11 protein-coding genes are annotated in these 13711 nt (G+C 74.6%); 10 read left to right on the top strand and 1 reads right to left on the bottom strand.

The features are described from left to right. Positions 1-84 precede the first annotated feature (84 nt). Positions 85-723 (top strand): spherulation-specific family 4 protein, encoded by a 639-nt coding sequence (locus tag HCN08_RS12525; protein ID WP_407648749.1) that lies wholly within the window; start codon positions 85-87, stop codon positions 721-723. 94 nt (positions 724-817) lie between these two features. Further along, positions 818-1675 (top strand): endo alpha-1,4 polygalactosaminidase, encoded by an 858-nt coding sequence (locus HCN08_RS12520; RefSeq protein WP_167983067.1) that lies wholly within the window; start codon positions 818-820, stop codon positions 1673-1675. 21 nt (positions 1676-1696) lie between these two features. Here HCN08_RS12520 and HCN08_RS12515 read toward each other — a convergent pair whose 3' ends face one another. Then, entirely contained in the window at positions 1697-4186 is a 2490-nt protein-coding gene (locus HCN08_RS12515) for an RICIN domain-containing protein (RefSeq protein ID WP_167983066.1), read from the bottom strand. 324 nt (positions 4187-4510) lie between these two features. Between HCN08_RS12515 and HCN08_RS12510 the strand changes: the two genes are divergently transcribed. The 8 genes from HCN08_RS12510 to HCN08_RS12475 all read left to right on the top strand — a co-directional run bounded on the left by HCN08_RS12510 (position 4511) and on the right by HCN08_RS12475 (position 13683). Then, positions 4511-5632 (top strand): ABC transporter substrate-binding protein, encoded by a 1122-nt coding sequence (locus HCN08_RS12510; RefSeq protein ID WP_167983065.1) that lies wholly within the window; start codon positions 4511-4513, stop codon positions 5630-5632. A gap of 42 nt (positions 5633-5674) precedes the next feature. Continuing rightward, on the top strand, positions 5675-7351 hold the full coding sequence (locus HCN08_RS12505; RefSeq protein ID WP_167983064.1) for a sugar ABC transporter ATP-binding protein: 1677 nt from the start codon (positions 5675-5677) through the stop codon (positions 7349-7351). Beyond that, positions 7348-8310: an ABC transporter permease gene (locus HCN08_RS12500; RefSeq protein ID WP_167983063.1), complete on the top strand. Its 963-nt coding sequence runs from the start codon at positions 7348-7350 to the stop codon at positions 8308-8310. The genes HCN08_RS12505 and HCN08_RS12500 overlap by 4 nt, the downstream gene beginning before the upstream one ends. After that, positions 8307-9338: an ABC transporter permease gene (locus HCN08_RS12495; RefSeq protein ID WP_167983062.1), complete on the top strand. Its 1032-nt coding sequence runs from the start codon at positions 8307-8309 to the stop codon at positions 9336-9338. Before HCN08_RS12500 ends, HCN08_RS12495 begins: the two co-directional genes overlap by 4 nt. A gap of 99 nt (positions 9339-9437) precedes the next feature. Then, positions 9438-10454: a LacI family DNA-binding transcriptional regulator gene (locus HCN08_RS12490; protein ID WP_167983061.1), complete on the top strand. Its 1017-nt coding sequence runs from the start codon at positions 9438-9440 to the stop codon at positions 10452-10454. A 119-nt stretch (positions 10455-10573) separates the two neighbouring features. Next, on the top strand, positions 10574-11671 hold the full coding sequence (locus HCN08_RS12485) for an aldose epimerase family protein (protein ID WP_167983060.1): 1098 nt from the start codon (positions 10574-10576) through the stop codon (positions 11669-11671). Beyond that, the gene (locus HCN08_RS12480; protein WP_167983059.1) at positions 11668-12072 is read left to right on the top strand and encodes an NTP pyrophosphohydrolase; all 405 of its coding nucleotides are present in this window, start codon (positions 11668-11670) and stop codon (positions 12070-12072) included. The genes HCN08_RS12485 and HCN08_RS12480 overlap by 4 nt, the downstream gene beginning before the upstream one ends. Before the next feature lie 207 nt (positions 12073-12279). Continuing rightward, complete coding sequence (locus HCN08_RS12475; RefSeq protein WP_167983118.1) at positions 12280-13683, top strand: bifunctional transcriptional activator/DNA repair enzyme AdaA; 1404 nt, start codon at positions 12280-12282, stop codon at positions 13681-13683. Positions 13684-13711: the final 28 nt, after the last annotated feature.

Here is a 13711-nt window from a genome sequence, read left to right as displayed (position 1 = left end):
CCCGCCCCGCGGCCGGACGGGCGGGCGGGGCGGCTCGGGGGGTGCGGGGGCGGGGGTGGGCGGTCGCTGCTTGTGCCGTTGTATGTGCATCCGGATGTCGACCCCGCCGCGTGGCGGGCGTTGGAGCGGGCGGCGGCGCGGCTGTACGGCGTCGTCGTCAACGTGGCGGACGGGCCCGGGAGTTCGGGTCCTGACGGGGCTTTCGCCGCGGCGGCGGGGCGGCTCCGGGCGGCCGGGGTGCGGCTGCTGGGGTACGTCGACACCGACTACGCGACCCGGCCGGTGCAGGACGCCGCGCGGGATGTGGCGCGGCACCGGGAGTGGTACGGCGTCGCCGGCGTCTTCTTCGACCGCGCCGCCGCGGGCCGCGACCGGCTGCCGTACTACCGGCGGCTGGAGCGGGCCGCCCGCCGCGGCGGGGCCCGTACGGTGGTGCTCAACCCGGGGGTGCATCCGGACCCGGCGTACACCTCGGTCGGCGACCTGCTGGTGACGTACGAGGGCAGCTGGGCGGACTACACGGCGGCGGCCGTCCCGGGCTGGACCGCCGCCCACTCCCCCGCGCGCTTCTGCCACCTCGTCTACGGCGTCCCCGGCGGCGCCGCGGCCCGCGCGGTGGCCCGCACCGCCTCCGCCCGGGGCGCCGCCGTCCACTGCGCCGTCCCCGGCACCCCGCCGAACCCCTGGCAGCACGTCCCGGGCGCCACCGCGGAGGCCGCATGACCGGCGCCCCCGCCGCGGCGGGCCCGGCGCCCAGCGCCACGGGGGCCCACGGCCCGCCGTCACCGCCCACCCCTCCCCGTACCGCAGAGGCCCCATGAACCGCCCCTCCGCCAGGACCGCCCGCGCCCTCCGCCGGCTCGCCGCGCTCGGCGCCGCCCTCGGCGTGCTCGCCCTCGCCGGCTGCACCACCTCCGGCGGAGGCGATGACGGCAAGCCGTCCGTCGCGCCGCCGGCCCCGACGACCCGCGCGGCCACGCGCTGGCAGCCGCAGCCCGGCGTCGCGTGGCAGTGGCAGCTCAGCGGGACGGTCGACACCTCCGTCGACGTGCCCGTCTACGACGTCGACGGCTTCGAGAACGACGCCGCGCTCGTCGCGGAGCTGCACAAGGCCGGCCGGCACGTCATCTGCTACGTCAACGCCGGCGCGTGGGAGTCCTTCCGGCCGGACGCCAAGGACTTCCCCGCCGCCCTGCTGGGCCGCGGCGACGGCTGGGACGGCGAGCGCTGGCTCGACATCCGCGCCAGGGACCGGCTCCGCCCGCTGATGGCCGCCCGCTTCGACATGTGCAGGGCCAAGGGCTTTGACGCCGTCGAGCCGGACCTCCTCGACGGGTACACCAACACCACCGGCTTCCCGCTCACCGCGGCCGACCAGCTCGCGTACAACCGCATGATCGCGGCCCTCGCCCACGACCGCGGCCTCGCGGTCGGCCTCAAGAACGACCTGGACCAAGTCCCCCAGCTCCTGGGGGACTTCGACTTCTCCGTGGACGAGCAGTGCGCGCAGTACGGCGAGTGCAAGCAGCTCACGCCGTTCATCACCGCTCACAAGCCGGTCTTCCACGTCGAGTACGAGCTGAAGCCCGCGCAGTTCTGCCCGGCGGTGCGCAAGCTGGGCTTCAGCTCGATGGCCAAGCACCTGTCCCTGGACGCCTGGCGCGACCCGTGCTGACCGGCTCCGCCGCGGGCCCGCTCAGACGAACTGCCACAGATGGTCGGCGGTTCCGTTGTCGTCGTACTGCACCACATGCGCGCTGTTCGCCGTCGACATCAGATCGACGCCCGCCACTTTCCCCGAGTTCTTGTTGCGGAGCCGGAACCACCCGTCGCCGTTGTCGACCAGCTGCCACAGATGGTCCGCCGTCCCGTTGTCGTCGAACTGCACCACATGCGCGCTGTTCGCCGTCGACATCAGATCGACCCCCATCACCTTCCCGGAGTTGAGGTTGCGGATCCGGTACCAGCCGTCGCCGTTGTCGACCAGCTGCCACAGGTGATCCGCCGTCCCGTTGTCGTCGAACTGCACCACATGCGCACTGTTCGCCGTCGACATCAGATCGACCCCCATCACCTTCCCGGAGTTCTTGTTCCGGATCCGCCGGTACGGCGCCGGCGCCGTCCACGGGTGGCCGCCGGTGGACGTGGTGGGGAAGGCGGCGACCCGCAGCCGGGCCGCGCCCATCGGCACCAGCGTGACGGTCTCGACCGCGGCGGTGGAGCGGGCCGGGGAGTCCTGGAGCGGGGTGACGACATGCTGCGCGTCGGCCTGCCATTCGGCGATCCGGCGTGCGGGCACGGTGAGGCGCACCGGTGTGGTCGCGGGCGTGAACGGGTCGGCGGGCAGCGCCCCGCCCGTGCGGCTGAAGCCGGCGCCGCCCGCGTCGAGGGCGAGGCCGTAGTTCCAGGGCGCGGTGGCGTGCACCTCGTACTGCGGGAACTGCGCGGTGCCGCCGGTCCGGACGTAACTCTCGCCCAGGTTCAGGGAGTACGTGAGCGGGCCGTGGTCGACGGCGGTGGCGCCGTGGTTGCCGGGCCAGGTCCTGACGGTCGTGGACTGCGGGAGGGTGAGCACGACGGTGTCGCCGCTCCGCCAGGTGCGGCTCACGACGGTGAAGGCGGGGCCGGCCGGGACGGCGGTCGCGGTGCCGGCGACGGTGAGCCGGGGGCTGCCGCACCGGCCGGGGACGCGCAGGTAGAGCGGGAAGGCGGTCGGGGCGGGCACCGAGACGGTGAGGGTCACGCTCTCGCCGAAGGGGTAGTCGGTGGTCTCGGTGAGCGTGACCTGCGTGCCGCCGGCGACCTTCGCGGTGACCTTGCTGGGCGCGTACATCACCGCGGCCAGGCCCCGGTCGGGGGTCGCGGCCCACAGCTCCTCGGTGAAGTAGGGCCAGCCCATGCCGTAGTTGTGCGGGCAGCAGCGGTACTGGTCGACGCCGGCCATGAACGCCTGCATGGCGAAGCCGTTCTGGAACTGCCCTTGCGTCTTGGGGGTGTTGTCCAGGTCGATGCTGTTGGCGCTGGTGATGTAGTGCACGGCCTTGCCGGACGGGTCGAGGGCGGCGGGCAGCGAGTTGAAGGCGAGGTCCTCGCAGCGGTCGGCCCACACCGGGTCGCCGGTGATGCGGGTCAGCAGCTGGTGGCTGGCCATGAACTCGACGATGCCGCAGGTCTCGAAGCCCTGCCGGGGGTCGCCGAAGCCGGGCCTGGCGTTCTCGTCGCCGGCGAAGCCGCCGCCGGGGAACTGGCCGTAGGCGGACATGACGGCGGTGTAGTTCTGGTACGCGGCCTGGGTCAGCGCGGCCGAGGGCGCGCGCAGCGCGTACTGGGCGGGTTCGCGGAAGCCCTGGGCGATGTTGACGTTGTGCAGCGTGGGCAGGTTGTTCACCCAGTTCGCGCCGCCGGCGTGGATCCTGTCGGCGAGGTCGAGCAGGAAGGCGTCGCCGGTGCGGTTGTAGAGCCAGAAGACGCTGTCCAGTCCGTCGCCCCAACGCACCGACACCCAGCTCTGGTTGAAGGCGCCGGGCCCTTGCGCGTTCATGTAGCGGAAGAAGGCGGTGAGCAGCGGGACGATCCGGCTGTCGGCGCTGTACTCCTGCCAGTTGCGCAGCGCCCACGTCAGCGGCAGGAAGGGCCAGAAGTCGGGGCCGCCGCCGAGCGAGGTGCGCAGGGCGGTCGGGCCGAAGAAGCCGTCGGGCGCGGCGGTGGCGACGACGGCGTCGATCCAGCGGCGTACGGCGGTGAGCGCGGTGGCGTCGCCGGTGAGGATCGCCAGGTCGACGTAGCCGCGCAGCCAGTAGGGCACTTCCTCCCAGCCGGTCTTGTCGGGGTGGACCCAGCCGCTGGCGTCCATCGCCAGGAAGTGCGAGGTGGCGGCGTACTGCCCGCACAGGCCCGCGAGTTGCTGCTGGAGCCGGCCGGCGAGCCAGCCGCTCGCGGTGACCGCGCCGGGCGGCAGGCGCAGGAAGGCGGTGGGGGCGAGCGGCGCGGCGTTGGGGGTGTACAGGCCGCCGGGGGCGGGGGCGACGCGGGTCGAGGCACGGCCCGGCGCCCCTCCCCCGGCGGCGGCCTGGGCGGGCGTCGCGGCCCGTGCGGGCGGCGCGGCGCCGGTGGTGCCGGCGACGGCGGAGCCGGCGGCGGCCGTGGCTGCGGCGGCGGTGAGGAAGGTCCGGCGGTTCAGGGGCATGGGGGGTGGCCTCCTGTGCTACTCGCTCTTCCAACGTTGGAAAGATCGGTGCCGCCCTGCATGACAGCACGGTCCGGCGGTGATGTCCAGAGCACGCACAGAAGTGGTCTCACGCCCCACGGCCCCCGCAAGGAACCCGGAAGCACCGGGAGTTGGCCGGGCGTGGAAACTCGTGCGCGACTCCTTGTCGGCGCGCCCGCGTCGCCTATATAACGTTGTAAAGCCGCATCGGCACGAACACCTGTACGACCCATGGGGACGCGTCCTCGTCGAAGCCGTCGCAGCCGTCGAAGCCCTCGTCGAGACCTAGGAGTGTCGTTGAGCATGAAGCTGAGCAAGAAGCCGCGCACGAACAAGCACAGAACCCGCACCCTGGCCGCCGCCTGCCTGCTGCTCGCGACCGCGGGCCTGGCCGCCACCGGCTGCTCGAAGTCCGAGGACGACAGCTCCGGCGCCGCGCCGGCCGACTCCTCGCAGGCCGCCGCCCAGCAGCAGGTCACCGAGTCGCCGAGCGCCGCGGCGGGCGCCGGCTGCACGCTGTCCGCCTACGGGGCGCCCGAGCTGGACCTGAAGAACGCGATCGTGGGCTTCTCGCAGTCGGAGAAGGAGGACAACCCCTTCCGTATCGCCGAGACGCAGTCGATCAAGGACGAGGCGGCCAAGCTCGGGGTGAGGAAGCTGCTCACCACCGACGCGCAGTCCCAGCTCCCCAAGCAGATCAGCGACATCCAGGACATGCTCAACCAGGGCGCGCAGCTGCTGATCGTCGCACCGCTCAACTCCGACGGCCTGGAGCCGGCGTTGCAGGCGGCTGCCGCCAAGCACGTGCCGGTCATCACCGTGGACCGCAAGATCAACGCCACGCCCTGCAAGGACTACGTCACCTTCCTCGGCTCGGACTTCGTCAAGCAGGGGCAGCGGGCGGCCGACGCCATGATCAAGGCGACCAACGGCACGGGCCAGGTCGCGATCCTGCTCGGCTCGTCCGGCAACAACGTCACCACCGACCGCACCAAGGGCTTCCTGGACGAGATCGCCGCCAAGGCGCCCGGCCTGAAGGTCGTCGCCCAGCAGACCGGCGACTTCACGCGGGACAAGGGCCAGCAGGTGATGGAGCAGCTCATCCAGTCCAAGCCCGGCATCACCGCGGTCTACGCGGAGAACGACGAGATGGGCCTCGGCGCGGTCACCGCGCTCAAGAGCGCCGGCAAGAAGCCGGGCAAGGACGTCGTCATCGTCTCGGTGGACGGCACCCGCAACGCCGTGCAGGCCATCGTCGACGGGCAGTACAACGCGGTCATCGAGTCCAACCCGCGGTTCGGCCCGCTGGCCTTCGCCACCGCGCAGAAGTTCTACGCGGGCGAGGCGATCCCGCAGGACGTCATCATCTCCGACCGCGCCTACGACACCGGCAACGCCAAGGCATCGGTCGCCGGCGCTTTCTGAGCCACTCGACCAGGGGTTTCGTGAGGAAGGCAGGGCACCCCCATGGCACCACCCGAAGCCGCGGCGGCGCGCTCGGCGCCGCCCGGGCCCGGCGGACCGCCGGGCGGCGCGCCGCCGGCCCCCGTGCTGGAGGCGGCCGGCGTCGGCAAGCGCTTCCCGGGCGTGGTCGCGCTCGACGACGTCTCGTTCACCCTGCGCGCGGGTGAGATCCACGCGCTCGTCGGGGAGAACGGCGCCGGCAAGTCGACGCTCATCAAGATCCTCACCGGTGTCCACCGGCCCGACGAGGGCGAGTTGCGGCTGGCCGGGGAGCCCGTGGTCTTCCACCGCCCGCACGAGGCGCAGCAGGCCGGGATCTCCACGATCTACCAGGAGGTGAACCTGGTCCCGCTGATGAGCGTGGCCCGCAACGTCTTCCTGGGCCGCGAGCCGAAGAACCGGCTCGGGCTGATCGACTTCCGCCGGATGCACGAGGAGACCGCGGCCCTGCTCGGCGGCTTCGGCATCACCACCGACCCGCGCCGCCCGCTGCACACCCTGGGCGTCGGCACCCGGCAGATGGTCGCGCTCGCCCGCGCGGTCTCCGTCCGGGCCCGGGTGGTGGTGATGGACGAGCCGACCTCCTCGCTCGAACCGCGCGAGGTCGAGACGCTGTTCGGGGTGATGCGGGACCTGCACGCGCGCGGCATCTCGCTGGTGTACGTCAGCCACCGGATGGACGAGCTCTACCGCATATGCGACCGGGTCACCGTGCTGCGCGACGGCCGGGTCGTGCACACCGGCGACCTGGCCGGCACCGACCGGGTGCGGCTGGTCTCGCTCATGCTCGGCCGGGAGATGGCGCGGGTGCGGGCCGAGGGCGCGACCAGCTTCGGCGAGCAGCGGGACCCCGCGGCGCAGCCGGTGCTCACCGCGTCCGGGCTGACCCGGCGGCACGTCCTGGACGGGGTGGGCCTGAGCCTGCGGCCCGGCGAAGTGCTGGGCCTGGGCGGCCTGCTGGGCTCGGGCCGCAGCGAGACGGCCAAGGCGCTGGCCGGGGCGCTGCCGCTGGACGGCGGCGAGATCACGGTGGGCGGCCGGCGGCTGTCCCGGCTCAGCTCGGCCGCCGCGATCCGGGCCGGGATCAGCCTGCTGCCGGAGGACCGCAAGGCCGAGGGGATCGTGCCGGGCCTGTCGGTGCGGGAGAACATCGTGCTGGCGGCGCTGCCGCGGCTGACCCGGTTCGGCTTCGTCTCGCGGCGCCGCCAGGACCGGGTCGTGGACATCTTCATGAAGCGGCTGCGGATCAAGGCGGCGAGCCCGGAGCAGAAGGTCGGCGAGCTGTCCGGCGGCAACCAGCAGAAGGTGCTGCTGGCCCGCTGGCTGTGCCTGGAGCCGCGGGTGCTGCTGCTGGACGAGCCGACCCGCGGTATCGACGTCGGCGCCAAGGCCGAGGTGCAGACCCTCATCGACGAACTGGCCGCCGAGGGCTTGGCGGTGCTGCTGATCTCCTCGGAGCTGGAGGAGCTGGTGGAGGGCGCCGACCGGATCGTGGTGCTGCACGCCGGTTCGGTCGCCGGCGAGCTGACCGGGGACGACGTCACCGAGGGCGCGCTGCTGACCGTACTGGCCCGATCCGCACCGGACGCACCCGCCGAGCCCGCCGTACCCGCCGAGCCCGCCGAGCCCGCCGAGCCCGCCGCGCTGCCGCAGCCCGAGGGCGCGAAGGAGCCCCGATGACGACGCTGACACTCCCCCGCGGCCTGGACCGGCCGCGGCTCGCCGACGCCGCCCAGCGCTACGGGGTCTACGCCGCCGTGCTGGCGCTGCTGGCCTTCAACGGCCTGTTCACCGACCACTTCCTGACCGTCGACAACCTGCGTACGCAGGCGGTCCAGGTCGCCCCGGTCGTGATCGTCGCGCTCGGCATGGCGCTGGTCATCGGCACCGAGGGTGTCGACCTGTCGGTGGGCTCGGCGATGGCGCTGTCCGGCGCGCTGCTGCCGCTCTACCTCGGCTACGGGCTGCTGCCCGCGCTGCTGGTGTCGTTGCTGGCCGGCGTGGTGGTGGGGCTGGTCAACGGCTCACTGGTGGCGCTGGTCGGGCTGCAGCCGATCGTGGCGACGCTCGCGCTGTTCGTCGGCGGCCGGGGCCTGGCCCTGGTCATCGCCGACGGGCAGCTCAAGCAGATCCGCAACGACGACCTGCTCGGCCTCGGCACCGACAGCGTCCTCGGCGTCCCGCTGGTGGTGTGGATCGCGGCGGCCCTGGCCGCGGCGGTCGCCGTGCTGGTCCACCGCACCGCCTTCGGCCGCCGGCTGGTCGCGGTCGGCGGCAACCGGCAGGCCGCCGCGCTCGCCGGGCTGCCGGTGCGCCGGGTGCTGATCGGGGTGTACGTGATCTGCGGCGTGCTGGCCGCGCTCGCCGGTGTGCTCGCCACCGCCCGGCTGACCGCGAGCGACCCGTCCTCGCTCGGCAACCTGATGGAGCTGTCCGCGATCACCGCGGTCGTGGTCGGCGGCACCCCGCTGACCGGCGGTTCTGTGCGGGTGCTCGGCACGGTCTTCGGCGCGCTGCTGATGCAGCTGCTGCACGCCACCCTGGTCACCCACGACCTGCACGACTCCACCGCCCAGATGGTCCAGGCGGGCATCATCCTCGTCGCCGTCTACGTCGCCAGGGAGCGCAGAACCCGATGAAGTCCCCGATGAAGATGCTCGCCCCGGCGCCCGCGGGGCCGCCGCCGGCGCTGGTGGCAGAGCCCCGCCCGGGCGGGGCGCAGCGGGCCGCGGAACTGCTCCAGCGGCAGGGCGTGCTGGCCGTGCTGGTCCTGCTGTGCGTGATCTCCTCCGTCGTCTTCTCCTCCTTCGGCACTCTCGACAACGCCCGCGGCATCGCCATCCAGGGCTCGTTCCTGGCGGTCGTCGCGCTCGGCATGACGCTGGTGATCGTGACCGGCGGCATCGACCTGTCGGTCGGCTCGGTGTTCGCGCTCGGCGGCGTGCTCGCCGCGTGGGCCTCGCAGTACGGCTTCGTGCCGGCGCTGCTGGTGCCGCTCGCGGTGTGCGGGGCGATCGGGGCGGTCAACGGGCTGCTGGTCGCGAAGGCCGGGATGGCGCCGTTCATCGTGACGCTCGCGTCGCTGCTGGGCGCCCGCGGGCTGCTGCTGGCGCTCACCCACGAGGGCGCGACGACGTATCTCGTACCGCGCGGCTCGGCCTTCCACGAACTGGGCGCCGGCACGGTGTGGGGCTTCGGCTACCCGGTGCTGATCGCGCTGGCGCTGTTCGGCCTGGGCGGTGTGGTGCTGCAGCGCACCTCGTTCGGGCAGGCGCTGTTCGCGGTGGGCGGCAGCGGCGACGCGGCGCTGCTCATGGGGCTGCCGGTGGCGCGGACGAAGGTGCTGGTCTACACGCTCAGCGGGCTGCTGGCCGGCTTCGCGGGTGCGCTCAACGCGGCGCGGCTGTCGTCGGGGGTGACCATCATCGGCGTCGGCATGGAGCTGGACGCGATCTCCGCGGTGGTCATCGGCGGCACACTGCTGGTCGGCGGCGCCGGGTCGGTGTCCGGGACGCTGTGGGGCGTGCTGCTGCTGGGCGTCATCCAGAACCTGATCAACCAGATCGGCTCGCTCGACTCGTCCTACCAGTCGGTCGTCAGCGGCGGCTTCCTGATCGTCGTCGTGGTCGCCCAGCGCTACCTGTCCGGCGCCCGGCGCGGCACCTGACGAGGCCGGCGGGCACGTGCCCGCGACCCTGCGGCGAGCGGCAGACTTGGGGCCGGGGAAGCGCCGTGCCCAAGGGGGCCGGCCTAGGGAAGGAACTTCGTGGGCGCCAGCCTCAAGGACGTCGCGCAGCTGGCCGGCGTGTCCGTCAAGACCGTGTCGAACGTGGTGAACAACTACCCGCACGTCACCCCGGCGATGCGCGAGCGGGTCCAACGCGCCATCGACCAGCTCGGATACCGGCCGAACCTCACCGCCCGGCACTTGCGCAAGGGCCGCACCGGGATCATCGCGCTGGCCGTGCCGGAGCTCGGCAACCCGTACTTCGCGGAGCTCGCCGGCGCCGTCATCGACGCCGCCGCGCGGCACGACTACACGGTGCTGCTGGACCACACCGCGGGGCTGCGGGAGAAGGAGGTGCTGGTCTCGCACGGCTTCCGGGCGCATGTCATCGACGGGCTGATCCTCAGCCCCATCGAGCTGGAGACCTCCGATCTGCTGGCCCGGCCGGGCGACGCGCCGCTGGTGCTGCTGGGCGAGCGCGAGTACGACGCGCCCTACGACCACATCGCGATCGACAACGTGGCGGCGGCCCGCACGGCGGTACGGCACCTGTCGGGGCTCGGCCGGCAGCGGATCGCCTTCCTCGGCGCCCGCCGGGAGATGGCCCGGCAGCCCGCGCATCTGCGGCTGCGCGGCTGGCGCGAGGAGCTGGCGGCGGCCGGGCTGCCGCACGACGAGACGCTGGTGGCCGCGACGGACGGCTACGGCCGGTGGGACGGCGCCGCCGCGATGAACGCGCTGCTGGACCGGGGCGCGCGGCCCGACGCGGTGTTCGCGTACAACGACCTGATGGCGCTCGGCGCGATGCGGGCGCTGGTGGAGCGGGGGCTGCGGGTGCCGCAGGACGTGTCGGTGGTGGGCTTCGACGACGTGGAGGAGGGCCGCTTCTCCACGATCGCGCTGACGACCGTCTCGCCGGACAAGCAGTCCATCGCCCGGCTGGCCGTGGAGCGCGTGGTGGCCCGGCTGACCGGGGCGCCGCAGCTGGAGCCCGAGCGGATCCGCCCCGGTTACACGCTGGTGGCCCGCGAGTCCACGGCCCCGCGCACCGCCTGACGCGAACGCCACGCACCGCCCGCACAGCCCGCACAGCCCGTACCGCACGCAACCGCCCGTACGACGCCGCACCGCACCCGCCCGTACCGTCCGCCGCCACCGACCGCCGAGGACCGCCGATGCCCCGACCCGTACCGCAGTGCTCGCCCTTCGGAACCGCCCCGGGCGGGCGGCCCGTGGAGCGCTGGCGGCTGGAATCCGCGGCCGGCGTCGGGGCGGAGATCCTGACGTACGGCGGCATCCTGCACGCCCTGCACGTGCCGGACCGGGCTGGGCGGCGGGCGTCGGTGGTGCTCGCACTGCCGGACGTGCCCGCGTACGCCGAGCGCAGCCCGTACTTCGGGGCGATCGTCGGGCGGTACGCCAACCGGATCGGCGGCGCGCGGTTCCTGCTCGACGGGCGGCTGCACCGGTTGCCCGCCAACGACGCGGGCCACACCCTGCACGGCGGCCCCGACGGCTTCCACCGCCGGGTGTGGGACGCCGAGCCGCTGCCCGGGGCGCTGCGGCTGACGCTGCACAGCCCGGACGGCGAGATGGGCTTCCCGGGCGCGCTGGACGTCACGGCGACATACGCGCTGGACGACGAGGGCACGCTGGCGCTGTCCTTCGAGGCCCGCACCGACCGGCCCACCGTCGTCAACCTCACCAACCACGCGTACTTCAACCTCGCGGGTCCGGCGGCCGAGCCGGGGCCACCCGGCGGCGGCATACTGCGTCACATGCTGCGCATCGACGCCGACGGATTCCTGCCGGTCTCCTCCGAGGCGATTCCCTGGGGGCCCGAACAGCTCGTCACCGGCACGCCGTTCGACTTCACCTCGCCGCGGGCGATCGGCGAGGGCATCGGCTCGCCCGACCCGCAGATCACGGCGGCAAAGGGCTACGACCACTGCTACGTGCTGCGGCCGGGCGCCGGTCCTGCGGGCCTGCGGACGGCGGCGGTGCTGCACGACCCCGGCAGCGGGCGGACGCTGGAGGTGCGCACCACCGAGCCCGGCGTGCAGCTCTACACCGCCAACCGCCTCGACGGCACGCTGGCCGGCCCGGACGGCCGGCGGTACGGCAGGCACGACGCGGTGTGCCTGGAGACCCAGCACTTCCCCGACTCGCCGAACCGCGCCGCCTACCCCTCGACGGTGCTGCGGCCCGGCGAGGTCGCGCGCAGCCGCACGGAGTTCGGTTTCCCGCACCTGGCGGGCGGGGGCCGGCCGTGAGCGGGCCGGTGCCGCTGGTGGTCGTGGACGGCGCGAACGTCGTCGGGTCGGTGCCGGACGGCTGGTGGCGGGACCGCAAGGGGGCCGCGGCCCGGCTGCGCGACGCGCTGGTCCCGTACGCGGCGGCGGGCCTCCCGGCGAACTCCGGCGCCCCGCAGTGGGCGACCGCCGGGCCGGTCGAGCTCGTCCTGGTCACCGAGGGCGCCGCCCGCGGTGTCCCTTCCGTGCCGGGCGTGCGCGTCGAGGAGGCCCCGGGCTCCGGCGACGACCTGATCGCCGCGCTGGCCGCCGAGGCGGCCGGCCGCCCATGCCTCGTGGTGACCGCCGACCGGGGCCTGCGCGCCCGCGTGGAGTCCGCCGGCGCGGTGTGCGCGGGGCCGCGCACGGTCCGCCCGCGCTGAGCCGGCCCCCAGGGAGCCACGCCCGGGACAGCAGCCGGACGACGGTGCGGGGCACGACGACACGGGCCCTCCGCACCGGGCCGCGGGCCCCGCCGACGCGGCCGGGCGCGCGGGCGCCGGGAGCCGGGTGCCGGGCCGCCGGACGTGCGGGTGCGCGTCCGAAAACCGCCAGGCCCGGGCCTGGCCCGGCGGCATACTGGGGGCATGATGACCGCGGACAGCAGGTACGAGGCCGTGCGCAGCAGGGACGCGCGGTTCGACGGCGTCTTCTTCTTCGGGGTGTCCAGCACCGGTATCTACTGCCGGCCGAGTTGCCCGGCGATCACGCCGAAGCGGGCGAACGTGTCCTTCTACCGGACCGCCGCGGCGGCGCAGGGCGCCGGGTTCCGGGCCTGCCGGCGGTGCCGGCCGGACGCGGTGCCGGGGTCGGCGGACTGGAACGTACGGGCGGACGTGGTGGGCCGGGCGGTGCGGCTCATCGGGGACGGGGTCGTGGACCGGGAGGGCGTCGCGGGTCTCGCGAGCCGGCTCGGCTACAGCGCGCGGCAGGTGCAGCGGCAGCTGAACGCCGAACTGGGCGCCGGGCCCATCGCCTTGGCGCGGGCGCAGCGCGGGCACACCGCGCGGGTGCTGCTCCAGACGACGACGATGCAGGCCGCGGAGATCGCCTTCGCCGCCGGGTTCGCAAGCGTGCGGCAGTTCAACGAGACGATCCGGGAGATCTACGCGGCGACGCCCACCGAGCTGCGCCTGGCCCACCGCAGGCGCGGCGGGCGGGTGCCGGAGGGACCGTGCGGGGACTACGCCACCGCGACCGGGGTGCCGCTGCGGCTGGCGTACCGGGGCGCGTACGACGCCGGCCACGTCGTCGGCTTCCTCGCCGCGCGGGCGGTCGCCGGGGTGGAGGAGGTGACGGGGGCGCCGGGCCGGCGCACGTACCGCCGCACGCTGCGGCTGCCGCACGGCTCGGGCGTGGCGGAGGTCGCCGAGCGGCCGGGGCGCGGCGGCTGGCTGGAGTGCCGGCTGCACCTGGGCGACCTGCGCGACCTCACGACGGCGACGCAGCGGATGCGCCGGCTGTTCGACCTGGACGCGGATCCTTACGCGGTGGCCGAGCGCCTGGGCGCGGACCCGGTGCTCGCGCCGTCCGTGGCGGCCAGGCCGGGCCTGCGGGCGCCGGGCAGCGCGGACCCGGAGGAGTACGCGCTGCGGGCGGTCATCGGCGACCCGGAGCGCTGCGCGGCGGTCGCGGCGGCGTACGGCGAGCCGCTGCCGGCCCCGAGCGGCACCCTGACCCGGCTCTTCCCCCGCCCGGCGGACCTCGCGGACGCGGAGCTGACGCAGGTGCCGGGGAGCGTGCGCCCGCTGCTGCGCGCCCTGTCCGCCGCGCTCGCCTCCGGCGCCGTCCGGCTCGACCCGGGCGCGGCCCGCGAAGAGGCCGAGCGCTCCCTGCTGGCCCTCCCGGCGATGCCCCCGCACACCGCCGCCGCCATCCGCATGCGCGCCCTCGGCGACCCCGACGTCCTCCTCCCCGGCACCCCCGCCTCCCCCGCCTGGCACCCCTGGCGCACTTACGCCACCCACCACCTGGGAGCCGCCGACCTCCCCTGACCCGCGCGCGGGGCGCCCGCACGCCGGC

It is taken from the genome of Actinacidiphila epipremni (genome assembly GCF_012034175.1).
In the GTDB taxonomy this organism is placed as follows: Bacteria; Actinomycetota; Actinomycetes; order Streptomycetales; family Streptomycetaceae; genus Actinacidiphila; species Actinacidiphila epipremni.
The sequence above is the reverse complement of the archived record's forward strand: the minus strand, read 5'-3'. Positions and strand labels throughout refer to the sequence as shown.